The sequence below is a fragment of the Sphingobacterium sp. CZ-2 genome (assembly GCF_004526235.1).
Classification (GTDB): Bacteria; Bacteroidota; Bacteroidia; order Sphingobacteriales; family Sphingobacteriaceae; genus Sphingobacterium; species Sphingobacterium tenebrionis.
In genome coordinates, this window is sequence record NZ_CP038159.1 from 2,170,592 (window position 1) to 2,195,588 (window position 24,997).

Consider the following 24,997-nt stretch of genomic DNA (forward strand, 5'->3'; position numbering starts at 1 on the left):
ACATTAATCTCTTAGGTCCGTAATATTATCCGGGTTAATGGATTTGTATTTTCTATACACATTCAAAATGATGGCCAATCCGACAGCAACAGCTGCAGCAGCCAGCACTATGGCAAAAAGAGCAAACACCTGTCCGCCATAATTGATCTTATCATACCTGCCGAATGCTACCAGATTCAAAATGGCGGCATTGATGATGAATTCGATTCCTACCAAGATCATGATGGCGTTCCTTTTGGCCAATACCGCATATAATCCTATACAAAATAGACAAGCGGATACTACCAAGAAATGAGTTAAAGTAATCATTGTTTATCCTCCTTTCTGGATAGATGGGCCGCCCCGATCAGTGCCATCAATAAAAAGATGGATATCACTTCAAAGGGAAGTAGATAATGGGTCATGAATTTGATGCCCAATTGATTGATATTATTGTCGGATGGTAAAATAACCTGCCCTTTATGTATATTTTGGGTGATCCAATTCGGGGTATGTTGTTGCCATTCGATGATGCCATAGATCATCACGGCAAGAAATCCCAACGTTAAGAGAAGAGATTGCCAGTTGGGCATGGATAGGAATCTGGAGGATGTGTTTTGGAGATCCGCAAGCAGCTCCTTATTGGAGAGCATAAAGGCAAAGATCATTAGGATCAATACGCCACCCACATAGACCATGATCTGGGTAATGGCGACAAAATCAGCTAAGGCAAACAGGAACAATCCGGCCATACCGAACAACACCACGAAGAAAAGAAATAAGGCGCGTGCTGTATTTTTCAGGCTAACTACCAGCAGGGCAGAACCGATCGCCAACACGGCAAAAGCATAGAACAATACTAATTCCATTATTTAGCCTTTGCTGCCTCCTTTTCAGCTTGAAAACGGGTCCATTCTTCCTTGCGTTTTTGCACTTCCGCATCCGACATGTCAGAAAAAGTATAGGTTAGATCCGCCAGATTTGTGGTGCTGCGGTCGTAATTATCCGTCATAACGATGCATTCCGTAGGACAAACCACTGTACATAATCCGCAATACATACATTTTGCCATATCGATCTCGAATTTGGCTGCATAAAGTCTCTTTACGCTTCCATCGGAGGTTTTTCCAATGGCTTCTGGGGATTTGATGGATTCTATGGCAATACAATCCACCGGACATGCCTTGGCACATAAATCACAGACAATGCAATCGTCTATTTCTACATCCAATTGATACCTGGCCACATCGGGGATCGGCATTTTTTCCGAAGGAAATTGAACGGTGGTCACACCTTCTTGTTTTTCGAAATAATTTTCCTGTTTAATGTCCAGGGAGGTTCTTGATTTTCGGGCACTAAAAAGGTGGGCCACCGTTAAGCTGAGTCCCTTTATGGCCGTAGCCAATCCTTTTAGTGTAGATTTGATAATCATGTTAACCTATCAATATTTTAAACCATCACTGTAATTCGCCAAATCCCGGAAATGGCCATGCAAAGAAAGGCTACTGGGATTAAGATCTTCCAACATAAGACCATAAGTTGATCAGCACGGAACCTCGGAAGGGTCCAGCGGATCCATATCTGCACGGCTACAATGAACAACGATTTGATCAAAGTCCAGAAAATACCCCAATAAAGTCCAGTGGTCCAATCGGCCAAACGTACATTCCCAATATTGGGAAGGGGACTGTTCCATGCGCCCAAGAAGATCACCACGCCCAGCATCGCGACCAAGAACATCATGGCGTATTCCGCCAGGAAAATAAAGGCAAAACGGATACCACCATATTCGGTATGGAAACCTCCGATCAGTTCACTTTCCGCCTCAGGGATATCAAAAGGTGCTCTATTGCATTCTGCAAGGGAAGCAATGAAAAAGATGACATAGCTCACCAAGAGATGCGGTGCCTGGAAAACATTCCAGGATAAGATACCCCCTATATCCTTCACATTCCAGATGCCTAAGAAAAACAGGTCTTGTTCACTATAAATCCCTTGATTGAGGGCAATTTCGTTCAGATTAAGGGTTTGGGTGATCATCACCGCAGCAATCAAAGATAATCCTACCGGTAATTCATAGGATATCATCTGCGCGATGGCACGAATTGATCCCAAAAGGGAATATTTGTTGTTTGAGCCCCATCCGGCCATCAGAATACCAATAGCATCGATGGAAACCACCGCCATAATAAAAAATAAACCGGTGTGTGTATTTGCTGGAACAAAATCGGCAGCCCAAGGAACGACCGAGAAACCAACAAAAACCGCCACAAAAATCAGGATAGGGGCAACGGCAAAGAGGATTCTATCCGCTGCTGCTGGAGAAATAAATTCTTTTTGAAGGAGTTTGAGGATATCCGCAAAGGTTTGGAGCAATCCAAATTTACCGGTTTCCATTGGCCCTAATCGATCCTGTACAAAACCTGCAATCTTACGCTCCGCATATACTGCAAAAAGCGTGAATAAAGCAATAAAAAGGAATATTGCGACTGGGGTAAGGATATGGATAAAAAGGGAACTCAATCTTCTTTTTAGATTAATTCTTAATTAAGGACAAACATACGGAAAACGTACGAATTACCTCAAAAATATTATAAAATATACTAGTTTAGTAGATATTATTTAGGGTAATTTAGTAGCACTTCGTTCAAACATTTCGTCTTTAGGAGAGTATTAATAAAAGAAATAAGAAAATCACTATGAAAAAAACAATTTTTAGTATGCTAGCTGTAGCCAGCTTGATCTTTTCAAGCTGTAGTACATCCAAACAAGTTACAGCAGATGAATCAGCTGACATCGCTAAAATCACCGGTAAGAAATGGCAATTAGTGGAATTGGGTGGGAAACCAGTAGCCGCTGAGGTGAATGGTAAGATGCCTTATTTGGAGTTTTTGCATGAGGCTGGACGTTATTCGGCCAATGGGGGTTGTAATACACTGAATGGGGAATTTCAATTCGCAAAGAACAATAAAATATATTTTACGAGAGGGATATCAACGATGATGGCCTGCGAGAATATGGAGATTGAAAGGGGCTTGGGGCAATCCTTGCAACAGGCGGATAATTATACGTTTGCAGATGGGGTGTTGTCTTTAAATCAAGGTCGTAAAGCTCCTTTGGCGCGATTTAAGGAGATTTCTTCAGATGTTTCCGTTGCTGGGACTTGGGAGTTGGATTATATCGCTGGATCAAATAAACCTTTCAATGAATTGTTTCCAGGGAAGAAGCCGACTATGGTGATTCAGGCTGGATCTTCGAAGGTTTCAGGAAATGGGGGATGTAATAATTATGGAAGTAATATGAGCTTGGATGGTAGGAAAGTGAATTTCAGTGGGATTTTTTCTACGAAGATGGCTTGCAAGGGTGATGGAGAGCCTTTGTATTTTTCAACGTTGGAGAAAGTGAATGTGATGAGTGTGAACGGGGATGCAATGACGTTGATAATTGGCGATATTGCGGTGATGAGGTTTAAGAGGAAGTAATTATCGTTGCTGGGAGGCTTGGCGTCATTGCGAGGAGGTACGACGAAGCAATCTTTCGATTAGGATAAGCTAGACTTTCTTTCCATGTCATCCTGAGCGTAGTCGAAGGATCTGTACGCTGGTAAACGAACAGATGGTTCGACTGCGCTCACCATGACATGGGTAAAGATTGCTTCGTTCCTCGCAATGACGTACAGTTCCTCGCGATTACGCCAAGCCTCCTCGCAATGACGCAAAGCCTACTCCCAATAACTTCTACTTTCTACCCTTCCATCTCCACCCAAAGTCCATCAGACTTAATAATCTCAATCAACTCATCCAATGCATTCGCTGAAGAAACATTTTTCTTCACCACCTGCTTCCCTCTATACAACGTTATCTTATCCGGGCCAGCACCTACATACCCATAATCCGCATCAGCCATCTCACCCGGTCCATTCACAATACAACCCATAATCCCAATTTTCAATCCTTTCAAGTGGTTAGTCCTACTTCTTATCATCTGCGTAGTTTCCTGCAGATCAAACAAAGTCCTACCACAACTCGGGCAAGAAATATATTCCGTTTTAGAGATCCTAGACCTTGTAGCTTGCAAAATCCCAAAAGATACCGAAGCAATCTTATCAGTTGGAGTCGCTGGGCTATCCAACCAAATCCCAGACCCCAATCCATCGATCAATAACGCACCAAAATCAGTCGCAGCATAGAGCTGTATCTTCGAGATCGGTTCCTCCGGATCCATAATGTCTCCCATTGGTCCCGAAAATTCTTCCACCGCATAACTTCTCTTCAAAATCACCGGATTATCAATTCCGATTTCCTGGAGGTTCGCAAAAAACTGACGCTGATCCGCCATACCATGCAGATGATCGGTCTCCAAGATAAAAACCACAGTTTTATCGATGGCCAATTGCGCAAAAGCTTCGGATTGCAGCTCATCATTGCTGATATAGATCAGGTTCATGGCAGCATCCTTTTCCTTGGCTTCATTAAATTCCTCCAAAGAATAGATCGGATGCATGTTTGCCTTATTGCTTAAACCCAACCAGGTTTTATAATTATATAGCTGTTTCAGGTTGCCAGGCATAGTAAACGAAGGCAATTGATCGCCCAGGTAAACAAAATCTACCGATTGGTCGCCCATATGGTATTTATCCAACACCGCATCGTATTTATAGCCTACTTCCGTAAGGATAAAAGGATCTTTTAGGTTTTTCTGTGTGATATCCACCACAATCCTCGGCACCAAAGAACCCCCAATAAAGGCGTTTACCTCCGAAGACTCATATCTTTTGGTCTCTCTTGATACCGATGGCAATTGCAGGATTTCCCGTTTGGGTTCAGATTCAATGGCTGCTTTCCGATTGCTGTAGCGGTTTACCAAAGCAATGGCTACTGGAGCTTCCTTCTCCGGTTCTTCCGTCAAAGAAACACGCACGGTATCGCCAAGTCCATCCTCCAACAAGGTCCCGATCCCCACTGCCGATTTAATCCGGCCATCCTCGCCATCACCAGCTTCCGTAACGCCAAGATGCAAAGGATAATTCATGTTCTCGGCAACCATTTTCTCGACCAACAAGCGATAAGCCTGCACCATCACCTGTGGATTGGAAGATTTCATGGAAACCACCAAGTTGTAGTAATTCAGATCCTCACAGATTCGGATGAATTCCAAGGCCGACTCCACCATGCCTTCTGGGGTATCTCCATAACGGCTCATGATGCGGTCCGACAAAGAACCATGGTTGGTTCCGATACGCATGGCAGTACCATATTCCTTACAGATACCCACCAATGGCGCGAATTTCTTATAGATCCTATCCAACTCTGCTTGATAAGCGGCATCGGTATAATCGATCTGGTCGAACTTCTTCTTATCGGCATAATTACCTGGATTCACGCGCACTTTTTCCACGATCCTCGCCGCTACTTCCGCAGCATTCGGCGTGAAATGTATATCCGCCACCAAAGGGACTTGATAACCTCTGTAGCGTAATTCTTTCTTGATGTTTGCTAGATTTTCGGCTTCCTTGATGCTAGGAGCCGTAATGCGGACATACTCACATCCTGCATCCACCATCTTGATGGTCTGTTCCACCGAACCCATGGTATCCATGGTGTCCACTGTCGTCATACTCTGGATGCGGATAGGTTGATTTCCACCCATGGGAATATCCCCAATCTGTACTTCTCTCGTCAAAAACCGACTATACGTTGTTTTTGAATTACAATATCCCCCTGCTAATTCTGATGATTTCAAGCTGTCCATACCGCACAAAGTTAGCTATTTTTAAAAGTTAATAGCGTAAAATGGTCAATGAATTTGCTGCGCCATCCACTTTGATCGTATAGCGGCTGTTGGATTTATCGTATCCCGAAGTTTTTCGGATCTTATCATCGCTGAAATCCACATCTTCAAATTTATTGCTGGACAGAAAAGAGTCGGTTTCAACGCTACAATCGGCTCCCTTCGGCAAAAATAACTTGATGCTGGAAGCAGCGGTGTTGATATCGATTAAATGATCGCCCTCGATCGGAACAGGAAGGTACATGTCCAAACTGGTCGCACCCGAATTGATGCTCAAGGATCCCAATTTCAGTTTCTTGAAATCAGCACTGATGCTGGCCGCACCGATATTGTATTCCAGATCCCAGATATGATTCGGGTTCAAACCTACAAAAATCTTGTTCTTGGCGTATTTGCTGGACTTGATCTGCGTATTTATCGTGAAGTTATTGATTTCATCCGTATTGCTCAACGAAAGGGAAGAGTTAGGGCTATCGGTGCTTGCACGGAAAAGGGAATCCGTACTGATGTCGGTATTCATGATGTACTTAGCTGCCCCACCATTAAATTTAAGGGTAATACGTTCAGCGATTCCTTCCGAAGATTTACCTATCGAGTTGGCAGGAATAAATTCGGCATCATCACTAACTGCTGTAAACGAATCAAAGATGGTGTCTTTTGACGTTACGCCCTGATAAAAGATAAAGGAACAGATGATGATGTTACAGGCAGCAAGGATCCAGGCGGTATTCTTGCGGTTCTGCAATAAAAAACCTATACCAATGGATACCAACAATAAAGGCCAATATTTAATGGCACCAATAAAGTTAAAGTCGATGACATGCAGGTTATGAAGGAGGACAACCAGTCCAATAAAGACTAGCCAGATGCCTGTTGCTATTTTGTTGTTCATTGTTTATTTGTTTTGTTGTCGTCAAAACTAGTACGATTATACAAATTAATTAACTGAAAATAGGCTATGTTGCCTAAATTTTCGGTAAATGAATTAGATTTGTCGGTGAAATAATTCCACAGAATTGTTATCTTGAACGGATGCTAAATATATTGATATGATATTCTACTATATCGGCGACTACATATTGTTGTTGAAGAAGGTTTTTCGGAAACCCGAAAAATGGAAAATTTACTGGAAGGAAGTCCTCCATGAGATGAGTGATATTGGTGTGGGTTCTTTGGGCTTGATCCTGATTATTTCCACCTTTATCGGGGCGGTAATGACCATGCAGATTGCCTTTCAATTGGTTTCCGACCTGATCCCAACCTCGGTTATCGGTTCGATCAACCGTGACTCTAATATTTTGGAACTTGGACCTACCATCTCTGCCTTGGTTTTGATGGGAAAGGTGGGGTCCTCCATTTCTTCCCAGATTGGTTCCATGCGGGTAACCGAGCAGATCGATGCACTGGAAATCATGGGGATAAACGCGGCGGGATACCTCATCCTTCCGAAGATCATAGCTGGGGTCATCATGGTGCCTGTTTTGGTAACAGTGGCTATCTTTTGTGCTATCGTAGGTGGTCTTATTGGCGGGTCGCTCTCCGGAGCTGTGACCGTGGATGATTATAATGAAGGTATCCGATCCGGATTCAATGGTTTTACGGTAGCTGTAGCTATGGTAAAAGCTTTTGTATTTGGTTTTATCATCACTTCGGTGCCGGCATACAAAGGTTTTAATGTACGTGGTGGGGCTTTGGAAGTTGGACAAGCAGGTACCAGAGCAGTTGTGATTGGTTGTATTACCATTCTTGCCTGTGACTATTTGATAACTGCTTTAATGTTGTAATGTAAATGATTGAAATTCAAGATATTCATAAATCTTTTGGGGATAACCTCGTATTGGACGGGATCAGTGCTACTTTTGAACCAGGAAAGGTCAGCCTCATTATTGGAGGTTCTGGATCTGGAAAAAGTACGGTGCTGAAATGTATCGTCGGCCTGCATCAACCAGACAAGGGAAAGGTGTTTTTTGATGGTAAGGAATTTTCCAAGATGGACTTTGAGGAAAAGGTGCCAATCCGTAAGGAAATAGGTATGCTTTTCCAGAACTCAGCGCTTTTCGACTCCATGACCGTAGAACAGAACATCGTTTTTACCTTGGATATGTTCTCGGAGATGAGCAAATCTGAAAAGTTGGATCGTGCAAATTTCTGTTTGGAGCGGGTGAATCTTGCTGGAAAGAACAAATTGTTCCCAGCGGAATTATCCGGAGGTATGAAAAAACGGGTGGGTATTGCCAGGGCGATCGCCATGAACCCAAAATACCTTTTTTGTGATGAGCCCAATTCCGGATTAGACCCAGCCACCTCCATCCTCATTGATGAACTGATCCAAGAACTGACCGAAGAATACAATTCCACCACCGTAGTGGTAACCCATGATATGAACTCCGTGATGGGGATCGGACAATATATCATGTTCCTGTACAAAGGGAAGAAATATTGGGAAGGTTCTAACCAGGATATGCTGAAATCGGACAATAAGGAGCTGAACGAATTTGTATTTGCGAGTCCTTTGATGAAAGCAGCTCGCGATACCATGAAGAAGTAGAACCTGAGGGAGTAGAACCTGCGTACATAGAGGATATTATTCCTTATTTGCTATCTTTGCCAAAATTTACTGTTTTGAATACAAATTCTCCCATACAATTACTGACACCACAGCACTGGAAAGATTATGAACTGATCGATTGTGGTGATTTTGAAAAATTGGAACGATTCGGCGAGCTGATTCTGATCCGTCCGGAGCCACAGGCTGTATGGCCGAAAGCTTTAGGCGATGCCGAATGGAACAAACGCTACCACATCAAATTCAAAGGTCGTTCTGCAACAAGTGGAGAATGGTTGAAAAAGAACCCTAAATCACCAGATAGGTGGCATATCCAGTACAAAAACAAGGATGTAGCCATTAAATTCCGATTGGGATTGACCTCCTTCAAGCATGTAGGGATTTTTCCGGAGCAGGCCGTGAACTGGGATTATATTTCAGAATCTGTGAAAGGATTCAAAACCCCTAATCCAAAAGTATTGAATTTATTTGCCTATACGGGTGGGGCTTCCTTGATTGCTAAAGCAGCAGGGGCGGATACGACGCATGTGGATTCGATCAAACAGGTGGTAACCTGGGCGAATGAAAACCAGGAGATCTCCGGCATAAGCGATATCCGCTGGGTGGTAGAAGATGCCTTGAAATTTGTGAAAAGGGAGCTGAAAAGGGGCAATACCTATAATGGGATCATCCTGGATCCGCCGGCTTATGGACATGGTCCAAAAGGGGAGAAGTGGAAGTTGGAAGACCATATCATGGAAATGATGCAGGATGTCGTCAAACTATTGGATCCAAAGGAACACTTCCTGATTCTGAATACCTATTCGTTAGGTTTCTCATCGGTGATCGTGGAAAACCTGATCAAGACCTCTTTTCCGAAGGTGGAGAACCTGGAAATCGGCGAACTTTATCTGCAGGCAACTGCTGGTCCTAAACTTCCTTTAGGCGTATTCGGAAAATTCCGCAAATTCGCTAAATAAACAGCTTTATATACCTTAAAAAATAAAAGCAGCCATCATCACGACGGCTGCTTTCCATTTTTCACAGTAGGCAATTAAATTACACAATGAGCGGTTTAAGCTGATTTTCATAATTGGCCAATTGTTCCTGAAAAGCTGCCTTAGACTCTCCAAAAACCTGGCTCACCCGATCCTGTAAGGACCTGTAATAGGCAATGCCTTCGACCAATTGATTTTGAAATTTATAGATATACTTTTTCTTTTTTACATCCAGATCCAACAGGTTTTCCTGTATGTAGTTACTTAGGTGGTTGACGTATAATTCCAGTTCATTAATGAACATGGACGGTCTTTTGACCCCTTGAAGTACATTGATTCTGCCATAGATATGGTCTACCATTTCCTGAAGGGAATAGGTCTTGTTGAAATATGCCGTATTAGGTCCTGGGCAGATGGCCACCGCCGATCTTTCCCTTGGTTTGAGAATCTGGTACTTCAGGTAGGCTGGTGTGGCCAGCCCTTCACATAGACATTGTTTCTCTACAATCTTCTGATAGGCTTTTTCGTATTCCTGGGCATTCAATCCCGCCTGATCTAAATCCTTGATCTTGTTCACCTGATATACACGACTAGCGGTACATTGGGGTTCATCGGAATAGGTGCTATCCGAGACCAGGTATTTCTTGGTACAAGGGAATCCCGGGCGACCTTTGGCTATTCGGGATAAACGCGATTGTTCGGCCGTACTTTTCCGGAAATTATTGAACGGAACACCCAATGGGGAGGCATTGCTGATATAGAAGTCCTCCGGAGCGGCATTCGCTAAGTTGTTCAGGGTTTCCTCATCAACGGTCGTTGCTTCGGGCACCAATAGGAAAGGGGAACCCCATCCTACGGCATCAAACCCATAATAGTCTAAAAGAAATTGATGTTCCTGGGTAGTTCCCACGCCACCCTGAACGGTAAGCCGAATGCCAGGAACATGTTCAATTTCTCGACCTATTTCGCTTAATGCTGCCTGGTACAACGGAAAAATCTCTTCCGACAGGGCAGCTTTATTTATTTTGAATTCTTCAAGAATCGGCCCTAATAAGAAACCATCGGTGGCAAACGCATGACCTCCGCAATTAAGGCCCGATTCTATCCGGTATTCGGAAATCCAAATACCTCGTTTTGCTAAATATTTCGCTTGGATCAGCGCTGATCGGTAATCAGACACTTTTAAGGTTATTTTTTTGGTGAAATTCCCATGCTCGTCTGGGAAGAATTGGGGGAATTCCTGGAGTTGACCATATAATCGCGGGTTCATTCCGGCCGATAGCACAACGGAAGATCGTAAGCTGCTGTTGGCAAAACCTCGAACGGCTGCTGTAGCATCGGAATAATATTCCGAAAGCATCTCGCCATCTTTGGAATAATTGATCTTATCTACCTTGGACATGATGTTGACATCAATATCGCCCGGTAGCATGGCCTCGCAGATCGCTGTTTTTAATCTTTCCTTTTCGCCTGAAGAATTGGTATCCCGCCATTGCTGAAAAAGGTTTCTGGAAGGATGTTGCTCCGGTAGCAGCGAAAAATATTTGATGGCGGTTTCATCCTGCAACCAATCACAGCTTTTTAAGTGTACAAGTTGCTTGTCCACCAATACCTGGATCATATCCAAGTAGGCGGTTATTCTTCTTGCCCGAGCATCTTCCATGTGTTCCCCAATGGCTTCGTATTCAAGCTGGTTTTCGTTGGAATAGTAGGCGCGAAGTCGCTCCAGTAATTCATCATCCACAATGGATACCACGGATGAAATACCAAATTGGGCGACCTTAATGGCCGTATCTACGGAAAAAGCTAAACCTAAAACAGGGATATGGAATGAATGCGTCATGTAATTTTAAACTGACGCAAATAGCAAAGAAATCCTGGATTAAAAAGTAATGATAATTAGGAAGGAAAAGTGATCTTCATCACACAACCGCTTCCTTGGTCATTTCTTCTTCGGTATCCAATTCCACACGCAGGTTATTGACGATATGATGCTGTCTATCCGGTGTGTTCTTGCCCATGTAATACTCCAACAACTGGCTCAATCTATTGTCCTTGGACAGGATTACCGGTTCCAAACGCATGTCGCCACCTATGAACAGTCCGAATTCACTCGGCGAGATTTCACCAAGTCCTTTGAATCGGGTAATTTCTGGTTTTGCGCCTAATTTGTTGATGGCCCGGATTCTTTCTTCGTCGGAATAGCAATAAATGGTTTCTTTCTTGTTCCTAACCCGGAATAATGGGGTCTGAAGGATGGACACATGTCCGGCTTTTACCAGATCGGGGAAGAACTGAAGGAAGAAGGTCATGATCAGCAAACGGATGTGCATACCATCCACATCGGCATCTGTTGCAATCACGATGTTGTTATAACGTAGCCCTTCGATACCATCTTCGATGTTCAAGGCATGTTGAAGAAGGTTGAATTCCTCATTTTCATACACGATCTTTTTGGTCAATCCGAAGGAGTTCAACGGTTTCCCTTTCAGACTGAATACGGCTTGTGTTTGTACATCCCTGGATTTGGTGATGGATCCACTCGCCGAATCACCCTCGGTGATGAATAGGGTAGTTTCTAAATTACGCTCGTGTTTATCGCTGAAATGAATCTTGCAGTCCCGGAGCTTACGATTATGTAGAGAGGCTTTTTTAGCCCTTTCGTTGGCCAATTTCTTGATCCCCGCGATATCCTTGCGTTCTCTTTCCGATTGAAGGATACGCTTTTGCAGGGCTTCAGCCGTTGCAGGGTTCTTGTGCAGGTAGTCGTCCAAAGCCTTCTTCACAAAATCGTTGATGAAGGTACGAACGGTTGGTCCATCAGGGCCTACACTCTGGGATCCTAATTTTGTTTTTGTTTGGGATTCGAATACCGGCTCCTGTACCTTGATGGCAATGGCCCCAATGATGGATGAACGGATGTCGGAAGCATCAAACTCTTTCTTATAGAATTCACGGATGGTTTTTACCACCGCTTCGCGATATGCCGCCTGATGGGTACCACCTTGGGTGGTATGTTGACCATTCACAAAGGAATAATACTCTTCTCCATATCCCTGGCCGTGGGTCATCGCTATTTCGATATCTTCCCCTTTCAAGTGGATGATTGGATAGCGCATGCTTTCCGTGTCTACATTTCTTTCCAACAAATCCTTTAATCCATTTTCGGAAATGAACTTCTGGCCATTGAAATTGATGGTGAGCCCGGAATTTAGAAAAACATAATTCCAGATCATGTTCTCCACAAATTCGGAACGGTATTTATAGTTTCTGAAAATGGAATCGTCTGGGTAGAAGGTGACGGATGTTCCATTTCGTTGGGTAGTGTCTTTTTGCTCATCGGCCAACAGCTCGCCTTTGCTGAATTGGGCAATACGGGTGACACCTTGGCGGTAGGATTGTACCGTGAATTGATTGGACAGGGCATTGACAGCCTTGGTACCCACCCCGTTTAATCCCACGGATTTTTGGAAGGCCTTACTGTCGTATTTACCTCCGGTATTTATTTTTGAAACCACATCAACCACAGAACCGATCGGAATTCCGCGCCCGTAATCCCGAACGGTTACCCGGTTCTCATTGACGGTGATATCGATGGTTTTTCCAGCACCCATAACAAATTCATCGATGGAATTGTCTACCACTTCCTTTAAAAGGACATAGATACCATCATCATAGGCAGAACCATCACCCAATTTTCCAATATACATACCCGGTCTTAGGCGGATATGTTCTTTCCAATCTAGCGAACGTATACTATCTTCGTTATATGCTGTCATTTGTTGTCTTGTTTTGAGTTTGCTGGAATATTCTTCTTGGTTGATTTATGAACCTTCGCAAAAATATAAAATTTTTTGGGTCATTTTGTTATGGTTGATGAAGTGGTAGGACTTGTTCCTATGCTTCGAGCTGAAAGTATGGGTTTAATAGGGTGTTAGTAGGGTTTTTGTATGGTTTGCATAGGAAAAGCATACTTTTAGGTTACTTTCAGTATGGTTTTGACTCGAAGGTCAAGCGGGGAAAGGGGAGGTGTAGGGGATGGAGGGAATGGAGAAGGGAGGTGTTGGGGGATGGTGGAAGGAGGTGGTGGGATTGGTGATGGGATTGGTGATGGGAGGTGGTGGGAGGTGTAGGGGTAAGGAATAAGACAAAAAAAGCGTCATTGCGAGGAACGAAGCAATCTTTCCGTCTCTGTCATGGTGAGCGTAGTCGAACCATCTGTTCGTGTACAACCGTACAGATCCTTCGACTGCGCTCAGGATGACAAAGGGTAAGATAGTATGACAAAGAGAAAGATTGCTTCGTCGTGCCTCCTCGCAATGACGGTAGGGCTTGCAATGACGGAAAGCCTCGCGATGACGGGGATAGCTAAAAAAACCTATCTTCCGAAATCGTCCTGAACCCTTACGATATCACTTTCATCAGAAGGATTAGATCCATCGGTATGTTGCCAAATCTCAGCCACCACACCATAATTTCCCATTCCTACCAAACGGTGTCTCTCTCCTTGACTCAAACGAATAGTATCGCCTTCTTTCAAGATCTTCAATTCGTGTTCTTCATCATCAGGGCTTGTTACAACACCCACCTCACCACGGATCACTCTCCAGATTTCCGCTCTGCGATGGTGGTACTGCCATGATAAACGCTTGTTAGGACCAACCACCAATACTTTTGGGCTTAACTTCCCGGATATCTTCAAATCCTGCACATCCAACCCTTCAAAGTAGGCGTTCGCAAACTCCTGCGCTTGCTCTTCATTGATCACAAAAAATCCGCCCCAGGGTCTGTTCTGATCGATGCTTTCAATCTTGAAGCCTTTATCAGTCAACTTTGTTTCAATTTCCTGGAATAAATCGCTCTTATCAATATATGTCATGGTTATTAAGTTTTCTTTCGTGAAGATAATATAACTTTTGTATTAAAACAAGGGCTGAACCAATTGAATAAGCCTATTTACCGTATATTTGTAATTCTAGAAGAAGCCTTATGTCATTACCATTAGATCATCAAAACGATATATTCGCACAAGCCGTAGCCTTTGTAAACCAGACCCAACAGCCTATCTTCCTGACAGGAAAGGCAGGAACTGGAAAGACTACTTTCCTGAAGTATATCCGGGAGAATAGCTATAAGAAAATGGCGATCACCGCGCCTACTGGTGTGGCGGCGATGAATGCCGGTGGAACGACATTGCATGCGCTATTCTGGTTGCCATTCGGCACCTTTATCGAAGATTATCCGATTCAATGGGGCGATCAGGACCAAAACATCTATAATAAACATCGGCTTTTCAGTACTATCAAACTGACCAAGAACAGAAGGGCTATCCTTCAGGAGTTGGAATTGTTGGTCATCGATGAGGTTTCCATGGTCCGTGCGGACACTTTGGATGCCATTGATGTCATTCTGAAGAGTGTTCGAAGGGACATGCGACCATTTGGTGGTGTGCAGCTCTTGTTCATCGGGGATCTCTACCAGTTGCCTCCCGTGGTACAAGATCGGGAATGGCAGGTACTTCGGGATTACTACAAAAGCCCGTTCTTCTTTGAGGCCAAGGTTTTCAAGCAACAGCCGCCTATCTTGATCGAATTGAAAAAGATTTACAGGCAGCAGGACGACCGTTTTATCGGTATATTGAATAAAATCAGGAACAACCAGACGACGAATGATGATCTGGAGGACCTGAACAGCCATTATAAAGAAGACTTTGTTGCACCCAGGGACGAACAGTATATCACGCTGACCTCACACAACCGCTTGGCCGATAAGATCAACCAGGAGCAGTTGGATAGTTTGGATTCCAAACTCTACCAGATCAAATCCATTATTACGGATGATTTCCAGAACAGTATGTATCCGGTGGATGAGATGTTGAGCCTTCGGGAAGGGGCGCAGGTGATGTTCATCAAGAATGATGTGGGCGAGGATAGAAGGTACTACAATGGTAAAATTGGAACCGTTAAAGAGATCAATATTGATAAACATAAAGTGATAGTGACCTTTCCGAATGGGGAGGAGGATGTGGAAGTGAAACGGGAGACCTGGGAGAACATCCGATATTCCTACAATAAAGGGGAAGATAAGATAGAAGAGGAGGTTCTCGGTACCTTTTCGCAATTTCCCTTACGATTGGCCTGGGCGATCACCATCCACAAAAGCCAGGGTCTTACTTTTGAAAAGGCTATTATTGATGCTGGAACTTCCTTTGCAGCGGGGCAGGTCTATGTGGCGCTCAGCCGTTTGACCGGACTGGAAGGTTTGGTGCTGCGTTCAAAGATCCCTAGCCATGCCATCCGTACCGATTTTCAGGTGGTGAATTTCATGAACCAGATGGAAGCCATTGGTGATTTGGCGCCTATTCTGCAGGAAAGCCGCCGCCGATACTTGGGGCAGATCTTATTGCATAGCTTTCGTTGGAACAGCCTGAGCGAATCCCTGAACCTCTTGGTGGAAGACCTGGAAGGGAAAAAAATCGAACAGAAAGAGGAAGCATTGGAGCTGCTGAAGCAGATGTTGGACAAGGTGAAAGGCCAGGAGCAGGTTGCCAATAAGTTCATTACCCAATTGTATCAGTTATTGGCCCAAAAGGAGGATACCGATTACGAGAAAATCTGTGAAAGATCCAAAGCTGCGGTCAATTGGTTTATCCCTAATTTTCAGAAGGACTGTTTGGAACCTTTGGAGAAACATATCGATGAATGGAAAGTAAAAAAGCGTACGAAAAAATATATCAGTTCCCTGAAGGAATTATTGTTGGATTTCAAGCGGAAGTTTGAGCAACTGAAACATAGTCAGACCATTGCGGAAGAATTGACCAAATCGGATGCCGACCTTTCGGAAGAGCTGTTGAATTGGGAACGACCAAAGGACGACCAACTGAAGAGTGGGGATGATGAAAAGGAAAAAGACACGAAACAGATTTCTTTGGATATGTACCTGGAGGGCATGGATATCGAAGAAATTGCAGAAAAAAGAAGCATGGTGGCGGGGACCATCTATGGGCATCTGATCCATTTTATTGGTCAGGATGTTGAAGCCACCGATCTCTTGGATGAACAGACGCTACAGGAAATTATTGCGGTTTTGGAGAAACATCCCGATGCTTCCTCCAGCGAAATCCGTCAATTGATGGATCTAAAAGTGGATTATCCTGCCATTAAGGTTGCCCAAAAGCATCTTGAAATTAGCAAGGAGCAGGATGCTAATCCTCATGTTATTTAATTATATTTGCGGGATAAGCTAACGACATCATACCCTTGGAAAACGAAAAACCGAAATCGAAAAAAGTAAATAAATGGATCGTTTTTACATCCATGCCCTTTCAGATAGGGGCGACAATTTACCTTTTTTATTGGATCGGGACCCTTTTGGACCGCAAGTTTGAGGTCGAAGGGGAATGGTGGATGAAGGGGTTGACAATCGTGGGGGTGTTGGCATCCATGTACCAAATGATTAGACAAGTAAACTATATCAATAAAAATGAATAAATTCCTTTTGTTAATACTCGTTTTAATTGCCGTTACTGGGATCAGTTTTGGTATCCATTACGCTGTTTTACAGTATAACGATCTCGACCATTGGTGGATCGGGAGTGGATATAGTCTGTTGGGCATGTATGCTTTCTGCGCGATTGCTTCTTTGGTGATGGCAATGGTTTATGTAGGGGTGGATTACTCGATGCCGACCCAAACTGGATTTGCTTTTTTGATCGGGATGACGATCAAGGCTGCGGCCAGTTATTTTTATATCCACGAGGGTATAAACTTGTTGGAGAACGATTTTATCGAACTCAATTTTATGGTGGTGTTTTTCATTTATTTAGGGTATGATGCCTTCGTTGCGTATTACCTTGTAAATCAGCATGAACCAGAGCCTAAAAAGTAAATTTTCAAAAAGTTTAAACATTTGTGGACTAATGCAAAATAAAATTGTATTTTTGCGCAAAATTTGTCATAATTCAACATTATTTAAAATGGTGAGTCTTAAGAAAGTACTTTTATTATTGACGGTGATTTTATTCACTGCAAACCCATTCAGATCAGCTGCTGAGGTCGCACCTTCAACAGGGGAAGTATCCTCTCCAGAAGAGATCAATGCTCACATCCAACACCACTTAAAGGACGATTATTACTTTAACTTCGCTACCAATTCCAAAACTGGTCACAGTTATGGATTCCCATTGCCAGTTATCTTAATCGATAATGGATTGAAGATCTTCTCTGCTGCAGAATTTGACCATGGGAAAAAAGTAGTGGAAAAAGACGGTAATTATTACAAATTATACCACAGCAAAATCTACAAAACCGACGCGGCAGGTACCATCACTTATGATGACCACCAGCATCCTACCAATGCGAAACCATTGGATTTCTCCATAACTAAAAACGTGGTAGGTTTAATGTTGGCGGCTTTATTACTTTTCATAGGCTTCATGAGCTTAGCGAAAACCTATAAGAATGGCGCTAATGCTATTCCAAAAGGAGTAGGACGTGTTTTAGAACCTTTGGTGCTTTACGTACGTGATGAAATGGCGGTTCCAAATATCGGCCACCGTTATAAAGAATTCATGCCATACTTGTTATCGGTATTTTTCTTGATCTTCTTGTTGAACATTTTAGGATTGACCCCACTAGGGTTCAACGTAACAGGTAATATTACAGTAACCTTGGTTTTGGCTTTGTTTACTTTCTTTATTACCACATTCAAAGCAAACAAAGATTACTGGAAACATATTTTCTGGATGCCAGGTGTTCCGGTTCCTTTCAAATTTATCTTAGCACCAATTGAGGTGTTGGGTATGTTGACCAAACCATTCTCCTTGATGCTTCGTTTATTTGCGAACATCACTGCAGGTCACTCGGTAGTATTTGGTTTGATCGCCATCGTCTATTTGTTTCAGCAAGAATTGACCGTTGGTGGTAGTATCGGTGTATCGATGTTATTGACCTTGGTATTGTTCTTCTTGGAGCTTTTGGTTGCATTTTTACAGGCGTTTATCTTTACCATGTTGTCATCCCTATTTATTGGTATGGCGGTAGAAGAGCACGCACATCATTAATTCGAATTTTTTGTTAAATTTTTAAATATAAAATTGTTATGATTCCAAATTTAGTAGGAGCAGGTTTGATCGTTATCGGAGCTGGTTTAGGTTTAGGTAAAATCGGTGGTTCAGCAATGGAAGCTATCGCTCGTCAACCAGAAGCAGCATCTAAAATCCAAACTGCGATGATCATCATCGGAGCCCTAGTAGAAGGTTTAGCATTCGGTGCTTTAATCTTAGGTAAATAAGCTCAGGCTTATCAAAAAAACAATAGACGTAACTTGCAACGGTTGGTTGCAAGTTATGTTTATCAAAGACAAAAAATTATAAAATATACATATACTTATATCGAAAATAAATGGACGCTTTAATTCAAGATTTTTCATTAGGGTTGGTTTTTTGGCAAACCATCATCCTATTAATCGTAATCGTATTATTAGGTAAGTTTGCTTGGAGACCGATTGTAGACGCTTTAGAAGACCGTGAAAAGGGCATTGCTGATGCTTTGGCTTCTGCGGAAAAAGCAAAATTGGAAATGGCTCGTTTGACGAATGAAAACGAACAGTTATTGAAAGAAGCACGTGAAGAGCGTGATATCATTTTGAAAGAGGCGAAGCAATTAAGCGATAAATTGATTGCAGACGCTAAAGCTGCTTCTCAAGTAGAAGGTGCTAAGATGATCGAAAATGCAAAACGTGAAATCGAAGATCAAAAGCTTAAAGCATTGGCAGAGGTTAAAAACCAAGTGTCTACTTTATCTTTAGAGATCGCTCGCAAAGTATTGACCAAAGAATTTGAAGACCAAAACAAACAAGAAGCTTTAGTTTCTGATTTGTTGAAAGATGTTAAATTAAACTAATTGGTTAACAGATTAAAATTAAACTATGTCAGTTTTTAAAGTAGCTTCAAGATACGCCAAGTCCCTTATCGATCTTGCCCAAGAGCACAACAACTTGGACGAGGTGAAGACCGATATGGACAGTGTGGTTTCTGTGATCAAGACAAGCACGGAACTACAAGCGGTTTTGAACAACCCAATCATCAAAACAGATAAAAAAGTAGCGGTATTGAACGCACTTTTTGCAGATAAAGTAAAGCCGGAGATCATTGGATTTTTCAATATCATGGCCAAAAAAGGTCGTGCGGAATTGATCTATGCAACGGCACAAGAATTTATCCGTGAATACAATGAGGTAAAAGGAATTGTGAAGGCTGAGGTGATCTCGGCTGCCAAACTTTCTGATGCCAATATCGAAGAGTTGAAAAAGGCTATCGGTGAGCAGATCAATGCACAGGTTGTATTGACCAATAAAGTTGACGAATCGTTGATCGGTGGTTTCATCGTGAAGGTTGGCGACAGACAATTGGATGAAAGTATTCAAGGTAAATTGAATAAGTTAGAAAGACATTTTGCTAATCTTGGTGTATAACCCAAGGAATAGCTTAAAGATAAAATAGAATAAAAAACCCCTTATACGAATTTAACAATGATAGAGGTAAGACCAGATGAAGTTTCGGCAATTCTTAGAGAGCAATTGTCAGGCTTTAAGTCAGCGGCCGAATTAGAAGAAGTAGGTACTGTCCTTCAAGTAGGTGATGGTATCGCTCGTATTTACGGCTTAACAAAAGTTCAATCAGGAGAGTTGGTTGAGTTCCCTAACGGATTACAAGGTATTGTGATGAACTTAGAAGAAGACAACGTGGGTGTTGTACTTTTGGGTTCTTCGGATTCCATCAAAGAAGGAGACACCATCAAACGTACTAACCGTATCGCATCTATTAAAGTAGGTGAAGGTATGTTGGGCCGTGTGGTAAACACTTTAGGTCAGCCAATCGATGGTAAAGGACCTATTGCTGGTGATACTTACGAGATGCCGATTGAACGTAAAGCTCCTGGAGTAATCTATCGTCAGCCAGTAACTGAGCCATTACAGACTGGTATCAAAGCGATCGACGCGATGATCCCTGTAGGTCGTGGACAGCGTGAGCTAGTGATCGGTGACCGTCAGACAGGTAAAACAGCTGTTTGTATCGACACGATCCTTAACCAAAAAGAATTTTACGATGCAGGTCAACCTGTATTCTGTATATATGTTGCTGTAGGTCAGAAAAACTCTACTGTAGCTAACATCGTTCGCGTGTTGGAAGAAAGAGGCGCATTACCTTATACGGTAGTTGTTTCTGCTTCTGCTGCGGATCCTGCACCTATGCAATTCTACGCGCCAATGGCGGGTGCTGCTATCGGAGAGTACTTCCGTGATACAGGACGTCCGGCATTGATCGTTTATGATGACTTGTCAAAACAAGCGGTAGCATACCGTGAGGTGTCTTTATTATTGAAACGTCCTCCAGGCCGTGAGGCATACCCAGGAGACGTATTCTACCTTCACTCCCGTTTATTGGAGCGTGCTGCGAAAATCAACACTTCTGATGATATCGCACGTAACATGAACGACCTTCCTGAGTCTATCAAGCACTTGGTTAAAGGTGGTGGTTCATTAACAGCACTTCCGATCATCGAAACTCAAGCGGGTGACGTATCGGCTTATATCCCTACCAACGTAATTTCCATTACTGACGGTCAGATCTTCTTGGAATCGAACTTGTTCAACGCAGGTATCCGTCCAGCGATCAACGTAGGTATCTCGGTATCCCGTGTAGGTGGTAACGCGCAGATCAAATCAATGAAGAAAGTTGCTGGTACCTTGAAATTAGATCAAGCACAGTTCCGTGAATTGGAAGCTTTTGCTAAATTCGGTTCTGACCTAGATGCGGCTACAAAAGCAGTATTAGATAAAGGTATCCGTAACGTGGAGATCCTTAAACAAGGTCAATATTCACCAGTATCTGTAGAGAAGCAAGTAGCGATCATCTACGCAGGTACAAAAGGTTTACTACGTAATGTTCCAGTTGCTAAAGTAAGAGAATTCGAAAACGAATACTTGACGCAATTAGAGCAACGTCATCCAGAAGTATTGTCAGCGTTGAAAGCTGGTAAGTTCTCTGATGAGTTAACTGACGTATTAGAAAAAGTAGCTAAGGAATTAGCATCTAAATATTAATTAGTCCTTAAGTGGGATTTAGATAATAGATGATAGATAATAGATGTTAGATTATAGATAAGAGACCTTACATCTAATATCTACCGTCTAATATCTAACATCTACTATAAAACATATATGGCAAATTTAAAAGAAGTTAGAAACCGGATTACCTCCGTATCCTCTACGCAACAGATTACCAAAGCGATGAAAATGGTATCTGCAGCGAAGTTGAAACGTGCGACGAATGCAATCGTTCAATTGCGTCCTTATGCGACTAAATTGAGAGAGATTTTAGCGCAAGTTTCAGCATCTGTAGAGGGCAATAACTCGCCTTTTACCCAAGATCGTATCCCTACGAAGGTGTTGATCATCGTGGTGACTTCCAATAGGGGTTTGGCGGGGGCTTTTAATGCGAATGCTATCAAAACGGCAAACAACTTGATCGCGAATAAATATGCAGATCAATTTGCCAGAGGCGATGTGAGCATTATTGCTATCGGTAAAAGAGGTCATGATTTCTTCACTAGACGTAGCTTCAATGTTATTGGTAACCATAATGAACTTTTCAATAATCTAGATTTTGAAAATGTTTCTAAGGTTACTGAATATGCCATGGAGCAGTTCAAAGAAGGAAATATTGACCGTGTTGAGGTGGTTTATAACCAATTCCGTAATGCTGCTGTTCAGATTTTGACTTCCGAGCAAATCTTACCTCTATTGCCAGAAGAGAAAAATGAAGATGTAGCTGAATTGGATTATATCATCGAGCCATCGAAAGAAAAGATCATTGAAGAGCTTATTCCAAAAGCGATCAAGATCCAGTTGTACAAAGCAGTATTGGATTCGAATGCTTCGGAACATGGTGCGCGTATGACTGCAATGGATAAAGCGACAGAGAATGCGGGTGATTTATTGCGTCAATTGAAATTGTCGTACAACCAAGCACGTCAGGCTGCTATTACAACCGAGTTAACAGAGATTGTTTCCGGTGCTGCAGCGCTATCCAACGGATAATAAAACAATTAAATTCTATAAGGAAAAGCCATGATTTATTCATGGCTTTTTTTATTTCAGAGAAGCATCAAATGCATTTCCGATATTCTCTCCCCTTCTCAATTTCTGACCATTATCCTTCTTTTGTCAAAAAAATAGTTTTTTCTTTTATTTCTAGGCATATTGGCTATTTTTGTTTTTAACTCAAAAGCAAACGAATTCTTTTTTAGTTGGTTCAATGTGATAGACCAGCTTTTTTTAGATTTATTTATTGTTGTTATGGCCAAGAAATTATATGTATCCAATTCTACAGAGTCCAGTCGGATGTTTAAAAATGACTTTCTGGAGTCGCTAACCAAGGTGCATTGGTCGGTTCCTTTGATCTTTTGGATCCCGGTTATTGTGTTCTTTGTTTGGAGGGCTTTGGTACCTGGAGATCTTTCTGTGGGAACTGTAATCGGGTATTACCTGTTTGGATTAGCCTTTTGGACCTTGGCGGAATATGTACTGCACAGGTGGGTTTTTCATTATGAACCGAGTTCTAAATGGGGACAACGGATACATTTTATCTTTCATGGTGTGCATCACGATTTTCCGAAGGATAGGTTGAGGTTGGTAATGCCATTGTCGGCAAGTATTCCAATGGCTGCAATTATTTATTTTCTTTTCAGTTTATTTTTTGGAGAGTATACTTTGGGAGCATTTTTTGGTGGTTTTTTGATGGGGTATTTGATTTATGATGAGTGCCATTATGCCATGCACCATGCGAATTTTAAATCGGGGTTGTTTAAGAAGATTAAAGATCATCATATGTTGCATCATTATGCAGAACCGGATAGGGGATTTGGTGTGAGTTCGATGATTTGGGATGTGATTTTTGGCTCTGGGTTTAAGAGGGGGAGAGGGAAGTAGGGGAACTTTACCCGTCATTGCGAGGAACTTTATCCGTCATTGCGAGGAACGAAGCAATCTTTACACATATCGGAAGGTTGCTTCGTTCCTCGCAATGACGAAGAAAATTTTGCTTCGTTGTGCCTCCTCGCATTAACGATGAAAAGATTGCTTCCTCGTGCCTCCTCGCAATGACGATGGTTCGTCGAGAAACCCTTACCAGCGAATCAACGCCGATCCCCACGTAAAGCCAGCGCCAAAGGCTGCTAAACAAACCAAATCCCCATCCTTTATCTTTCCTTGTTCCCAGGCTTCACATAATGCAATCGGCACAGATGCAGCCGTCGTATTCCCATATTTTTGAATATTATTAAAAACCTGATCATCTCCCAATCCTAACGTCTTCTGTACAAATTGCGAGATCCGCAAATTCGCCTGATGCGGGATCAACATATCAATATCCGTAGATTTCAAATTATTCTTTGCCAAAGCCTCGCCAATCACCTCCGGAAACTTCACTACCGCCTTTTTGAAAACCGCCTGACCATCCATATAAGGAAATGCAGATCCATCCTCCAACATCTCTTTGGTCATCAACATCTCTCCCAATTCCACATCCGGCCATTTCGGCATCTCCTCTAAATAATAACCTGCGGATGCTCCTGGAAAGTACATCGCCAATTTCTCGGCATCAGCACCATCCGAATGCAGGTGGGTACTCAAAATTCCTTTCCCTTCCTCCGTTGTTGGCTGTAGCACCACAGCACCGGCACCATCACCAAAGATGACCGAAACGGCTCTTCCTCGTGTCGAGAAATCCAACGCAAAGGAATGTTTCTCCGATCCCACTACCAGGATGTTCTTATACATTCCGGTTTTAATGAACTGATCGGCGATAGAAAGAGCATAGACAAAACCCGAACATTGATTCCTAACATCCAAAGCGCCAATTTCTTTCATCCCCATTTCCCGTTGCAACAACACCCCACATCCCGGAAAGTAATAATCCGGCGATAAGGTCGCAAAAATCACGAAATCGATCTCTTCTGCTGTAGTATTCGCACGTTCAATGGCAATCTTGGAGGCTTCCACAGCCATGCTGGTTGTTGTTTCACCAATACGATCCGCATAACGGCGTTCCTTTATCCCGGTACGCTCTTGGATCCACTCATCACTAGTTTCCATAAATCTAGTGAGATCATTATTTGTATATACGTTTTTTGGGACGTAGTATCCCAAACCAGCAATCTTTGACTGAAACATAGGGTTATTTTAAGTAAACAATTCAGCTAAAATAAAGAATTATTTGAAAAATAAGCTATTTTTGCCTTATGAGCGTAGAGGTTGAACAGGAAACATTTACTCTAGAAGAGATATTGGCCGGAACCAAGGAATCCAATAAACTGATCCTTTGGAACGATGACATCAATACTTTTGATCATGTCATTTATTGTCTGATGCATTATTTGCAGTACTCTGAAGAGGAAAGTGCCCGGATTGCCTGGACCGTTCATACCAAAGGAAAATGTGCCATTCTGGAAGGTTCCTACACCGAGATGGAAGTTTACCGAAAAGTCCTTAAATCTGAAGGATTGACTGTGTCGATTGAATAGAAAACAGCGTAATCTTGTATAGAAAGCAGCGTAATAATGCAGTTACGATAGGCTTGGTTCATATTATAATATGCATTTTTGCGGATGTAAATCACAACGTT

Annotated in this window: 25 protein-coding genes; 15 read left to right on the forward strand and 10 right to left on the reverse strand. The window is 42.6% G+C overall.

Going from position 1 to position 24,997, the window contains the following annotated elements; all coding sequences use genetic code 11:
- Positions 1-3 precede the first annotated feature (3 nt).
- The 4 genes from nuoK to E3D81_RS09615 are packed head-to-tail and all read right to left on the reverse strand — an operon-like array spanning position 4 to position 2,502.
- A complete protein-coding gene (gene nuoK, locus E3D81_RS09600; protein ID WP_099365824.1) occupies positions 4-309 on the reverse strand; it encodes an NADH-quinone oxidoreductase subunit NuoK in 306 nt (101 codons plus the stop codon).
- Positions 306-848: an NADH-quinone oxidoreductase subunit J gene (locus E3D81_RS09605; protein WP_134777272.1), complete on the reverse strand. Its 543-nt coding sequence runs from the start codon at positions 846-848 to the stop codon at positions 306-308. Before E3D81_RS09605 ends, nuoK begins: the two co-directional genes overlap by 4 nt.
- Positions 848-1,411 carry a 4Fe-4S binding protein gene (locus E3D81_RS09610; RefSeq protein ID WP_134777273.1) on the reverse strand — a complete coding sequence of 188 codons (564 nt, stop codon included), beginning with the start codon at positions 1,409-1,411 and terminating at the stop codon, positions 848-850. The genes E3D81_RS09605 and E3D81_RS09610 overlap by 1 nt, the downstream gene beginning before the upstream one ends.
- A gap of 17 nt (positions 1,412-1,428) precedes the next feature.
- On the reverse strand, positions 1,429-2,502 hold the full coding sequence (locus E3D81_RS09615) for a complex I subunit 1/NuoH family protein (protein ID WP_099365821.1): 1,074 nt from the start codon (positions 2,500-2,502) through the stop codon (positions 1,429-1,431).
- A 176-nt stretch (positions 2,503-2,678) separates the two neighbouring features.
- Between E3D81_RS09615 and E3D81_RS09620 the strand changes: the two genes are divergently transcribed.
- Positions 2,679-3,461, forward strand: a complete 783-nt coding sequence (locus tag E3D81_RS09620; RefSeq protein WP_134777274.1) for an META domain-containing protein — start codon at positions 2,679-2,681, stop codon at positions 3,459-3,461.
- A gap of 262 nt (positions 3,462-3,723) precedes the next feature.
- Here E3D81_RS09620 and ispG read toward each other — a convergent pair whose 3' ends face one another.
- Together ispG and E3D81_RS09630 are read right to left on the reverse strand one after the other, a co-directional pair.
- A complete protein-coding gene (gene ispG / locus E3D81_RS09625) occupies positions 3,724-5,730 on the reverse strand; it encodes a (E)-4-hydroxy-3-methylbut-2-enyl-diphosphate synthase (RefSeq protein WP_134777275.1) in 2,007 nt (668 codons plus the stop codon).
- Positions 5,731-5,758: 28 nt separating this feature from the next.
- Positions 5,759-6,661: a LiaI-LiaF-like domain-containing protein gene (locus E3D81_RS09630; RefSeq protein WP_134777276.1), complete on the reverse strand. Its 903-nt coding sequence runs from the start codon at positions 6,659-6,661 to the stop codon at positions 5,759-5,761.
- A 157-nt stretch (positions 6,662-6,818) separates the two neighbouring features.
- Here E3D81_RS09630 and E3D81_RS09635 point away from each other — a divergent pair, with 157 nt between their 5' ends.
- From E3D81_RS09635 to E3D81_RS09645, 3 genes are all read left to right on the forward strand, one after another.
- Positions 6,819-7,553 (forward strand): MlaE family ABC transporter permease, encoded by a 735-nt coding sequence (locus tag E3D81_RS09635; RefSeq protein ID WP_099365817.1) that lies wholly within the window; start codon positions 6,819-6,821, stop codon positions 7,551-7,553.
- A gap of 5 nt (positions 7,554-7,558) precedes the next feature.
- Positions 7,559-8,317 (forward strand): ABC transporter ATP-binding protein, encoded by a 759-nt coding sequence (locus E3D81_RS09640; RefSeq protein ID WP_099365816.1) that lies wholly within the window; start codon positions 7,559-7,561, stop codon positions 8,315-8,317.
- Positions 8,318-8,391: 74 nt separating this feature from the next.
- A complete protein-coding gene (locus E3D81_RS09645) occupies positions 8,392-9,294 on the forward strand; it encodes a class I SAM-dependent methyltransferase (protein WP_245153186.1) in 903 nt (300 codons plus the stop codon).
- Positions 9,295-9,373: 79 nt separating this feature from the next.
- Here E3D81_RS09645 and E3D81_RS09650 read toward each other — a convergent pair whose 3' ends face one another.
- From E3D81_RS09650 to E3D81_RS09660, 3 genes are all read right to left on the reverse strand, one after another.
- Positions 9,374-11,155, reverse strand: coding sequence for a hypothetical protein (locus E3D81_RS09650; protein WP_134777278.1), 1,782 nt, complete (start codon positions 11,153-11,155; stop codon positions 9,374-9,376).
- A 79-nt stretch (positions 11,156-11,234) separates the two neighbouring features.
- Complete coding sequence (locus E3D81_RS09655; RefSeq protein WP_134777279.1) at positions 11,235-13,091, reverse strand: DNA topoisomerase IV subunit B; 1,857 nt, start codon at positions 13,089-13,091, stop codon at positions 11,235-11,237.
- Positions 13,092-13,690: 599 nt separating this feature from the next.
- The gene (locus E3D81_RS09660; protein ID WP_099367588.1) at positions 13,691-14,191 is read right to left on the reverse strand and encodes a phosphoheptose isomerase; all 501 of its coding nucleotides are present in this window, start codon (positions 14,189-14,191) and stop codon (positions 13,691-13,693) included.
- Between the two features lie 110 nt (positions 14,192-14,301).
- Here E3D81_RS09660 and E3D81_RS09665 point away from each other — a divergent pair, with 110 nt between their 5' ends.
- The 10 genes from E3D81_RS09665 (at position 14,302) to E3D81_RS09710 (ending at position 23,304) form a co-directional block, all read left to right on the forward strand.
- The gene (locus E3D81_RS09665; RefSeq protein WP_134777280.1) at positions 14,302-16,536 is read left to right on the forward strand and encodes a helix-turn-helix domain-containing protein; all 2,235 of its coding nucleotides are present in this window, start codon (positions 14,302-14,304) and stop codon (positions 16,534-16,536) included.
- Between the two features lie 35 nt (positions 16,537-16,571).
- Positions 16,572-16,802 carry an AtpZ/AtpI family protein gene (locus E3D81_RS09670; protein WP_410528424.1) on the forward strand — a complete coding sequence of 77 codons (231 nt, stop codon included), beginning with the start codon at positions 16,572-16,574 and terminating at the stop codon, positions 16,800-16,802.
- On the forward strand, positions 16,795-17,199 hold the full coding sequence (locus tag E3D81_RS09675) for a hypothetical protein (RefSeq protein ID WP_134777281.1): 405 nt from the start codon (positions 16,795-16,797) through the stop codon (positions 17,197-17,199). Before E3D81_RS09670 ends, E3D81_RS09675 begins: the two co-directional genes overlap by 8 nt.
- 88 nt (positions 17,200-17,287) lie before the next feature.
- Positions 17,288-18,373, forward strand: a complete 1,086-nt coding sequence (gene atpB / locus E3D81_RS09680; RefSeq protein ID WP_134777282.1) for a F0F1 ATP synthase subunit A — start codon at positions 17,288-17,290, stop codon at positions 18,371-18,373.
- 38 nt (positions 18,374-18,411) lie between these two features.
- The gene (gene atpE / locus E3D81_RS09685; protein WP_099367593.1) at positions 18,412-18,603 is read left to right on the forward strand and encodes an ATP synthase F0 subunit C; all 192 of its coding nucleotides are present in this window, start codon (positions 18,412-18,414) and stop codon (positions 18,601-18,603) included.
- A gap of 110 nt (positions 18,604-18,713) precedes the next feature.
- The gene (locus E3D81_RS09690) at positions 18,714-19,214 is read left to right on the forward strand and encodes a F0F1 ATP synthase subunit B (RefSeq protein ID WP_099367594.1); all 501 of its coding nucleotides are present in this window, start codon (positions 18,714-18,716) and stop codon (positions 19,212-19,214) included.
- A 25-nt stretch (positions 19,215-19,239) separates the two neighbouring features.
- Positions 19,240-19,785 carry an ATP synthase F1 subunit delta gene (gene atpH, locus E3D81_RS09695; protein ID WP_099367595.1) on the forward strand — a complete coding sequence of 182 codons (546 nt, stop codon included), beginning with the start codon at positions 19,240-19,242 and terminating at the stop codon, positions 19,783-19,785.
- Positions 19,786-19,842: 57 nt separating this feature from the next.
- On the forward strand, positions 19,843-21,417 hold the full coding sequence (gene atpA / locus E3D81_RS09700; RefSeq protein WP_099367596.1) for a F0F1 ATP synthase subunit alpha: 1,575 nt from the start codon (positions 19,843-19,845) through the stop codon (positions 21,415-21,417).
- A gap of 117 nt (positions 21,418-21,534) precedes the next feature.
- Complete coding sequence (gene atpG / locus E3D81_RS09705) at positions 21,535-22,413, forward strand: ATP synthase F1 subunit gamma (protein ID WP_099367597.1); 879 nt, start codon at positions 21,535-21,537, stop codon at positions 22,411-22,413.
- A gap of 258 nt (positions 22,414-22,671) precedes the next feature.
- Complete coding sequence (locus tag E3D81_RS09710) at positions 22,672-23,304, forward strand: sterol desaturase family protein (RefSeq protein WP_245153187.1); 633 nt, start codon at positions 22,672-22,674, stop codon at positions 23,302-23,304.
- A 195-nt stretch (positions 23,305-23,499) separates the two neighbouring features.
- On the opposite strand, the gene E3D81_RS09715 is transcribed toward E3D81_RS09710, so the two are convergent.
- Positions 23,500-24,546, reverse strand: coding sequence for a 3-oxoacyl-ACP synthase III family protein (locus E3D81_RS09715; protein WP_099367598.1), 1,047 nt, complete (start codon positions 24,544-24,546; stop codon positions 23,500-23,502).
- A 68-nt stretch (positions 24,547-24,614) separates the two neighbouring features.
- Here E3D81_RS09715 and E3D81_RS09720 point away from each other — a divergent pair, with 68 nt between their 5' ends.
- Entirely contained in the window at positions 24,615-24,896 is a 282-nt protein-coding gene (locus E3D81_RS09720) for an ATP-dependent Clp protease adaptor ClpS (protein WP_099367599.1), read from the forward strand.
- The last annotated feature ends 101 nt before the right edge of the window (positions 24,897-24,997 follow it).

Coding starts and splice junctions, on each gene's coding strand:
- nuoK (WP_099365824.1), bottom strand. CDS start 309: ATGATTACTTTAACTCATTTCTTGGTAGTATCCGCTTGTCTATTTTGT.
- E3D81_RS09605 (WP_134777272.1), bottom strand. CDS start 848: ATGGAATTAGTATTGTTCTATGCTTTTGCCGTGTTGGCGATCGGTTCT.
- E3D81_RS09610 (WP_134777273.1), bottom strand. CDS start 1,411: ATGATTATCAAATCTACACTAAAAGGATTGGCTACGGCCATAAAGGGA.
- E3D81_RS09620 (WP_134777274.1), top strand. CDS start 2,679: ATGAAAAAAACAATTTTTAGTATGCTAGCTGTAGCCAGCTTGATCTTT.
- ispG (WP_134777275.1), bottom strand. CDS start 5,730: ATGGACAGCTTGAAATCATCAGAATTAGCAGGGGGATATTGTAATTCA.
- E3D81_RS09630 (WP_134777276.1), bottom strand. CDS start 6,661: ATGAACAACAAAATAGCAACAGGCATCTGGCTAGTCTTTATTGGACTG.
- E3D81_RS09635 (WP_099365817.1), top strand. CDS start 6,819: ATGATATTCTACTATATCGGCGACTACATATTGTTGTTGAAGAAGGTT.
- E3D81_RS09640 (WP_099365816.1), top strand. CDS start 7,559: ATGATTGAAATTCAAGATATTCATAAATCTTTTGGGGATAACCTCGTA.
- E3D81_RS09650 (WP_134777278.1), bottom strand. CDS start 11,155: ATGACGCATTCATTCCATATCCCTGTTTTAGGTTTAGCTTTTTCCGTA.
- E3D81_RS09655 (WP_134777279.1), bottom strand. CDS start 13,091: ATGACAGCATATAACGAAGATAGTATACGTTCGCTAGATTGGAAAGAA.
- E3D81_RS09660 (WP_099367588.1), bottom strand. CDS start 14,191: ATGACATATATTGATAAGAGCGATTTATTCCAGGAAATTGAAACAAAG.
- E3D81_RS09665 (WP_134777280.1), top strand. CDS start 14,302: ATGTCATTACCATTAGATCATCAAAACGATATATTCGCACAAGCCGTA.
- E3D81_RS09675 (WP_134777281.1), top strand. CDS start 16,795: ATGAATAAATTCCTTTTGTTAATACTCGTTTTAATTGCCGTTACTGGG.
- atpB (WP_134777282.1), top strand. CDS start 17,288: ATGGTGAGTCTTAAGAAAGTACTTTTATTATTGACGGTGATTTTATTC.
- atpE (WP_099367593.1), top strand. CDS start 18,412: ATGATTCCAAATTTAGTAGGAGCAGGTTTGATCGTTATCGGAGCTGGT.
- E3D81_RS09690 (WP_099367594.1), top strand. CDS start 18,714: ATGGACGCTTTAATTCAAGATTTTTCATTAGGGTTGGTTTTTTGGCAA.
- atpH (WP_099367595.1), top strand. CDS start 19,240: ATGTCAGTTTTTAAAGTAGCTTCAAGATACGCCAAGTCCCTTATCGAT.
- atpA (WP_099367596.1), top strand. CDS start 19,843: ATGATAGAGGTAAGACCAGATGAAGTTTCGGCAATTCTTAGAGAGCAA.
- atpG (WP_099367597.1), top strand. CDS start 21,535: ATGGCAAATTTAAAAGAAGTTAGAAACCGGATTACCTCCGTATCCTCT.
- E3D81_RS09710 (WP_245153187.1), top strand. CDS start 22,672: ATGGCCAAGAAATTATATGTATCCAATTCTACAGAGTCCAGTCGGATG.
- E3D81_RS09715 (WP_099367598.1), bottom strand. CDS start 24,546: ATGTTTCAGTCAAAGATTGCTGGTTTGGGATACTACGTCCCAAAAAAC.
- E3D81_RS09720 (WP_099367599.1), top strand. CDS start 24,615: ATGAGCGTAGAGGTTGAACAGGAAACATTTACTCTAGAAGAGATATTG.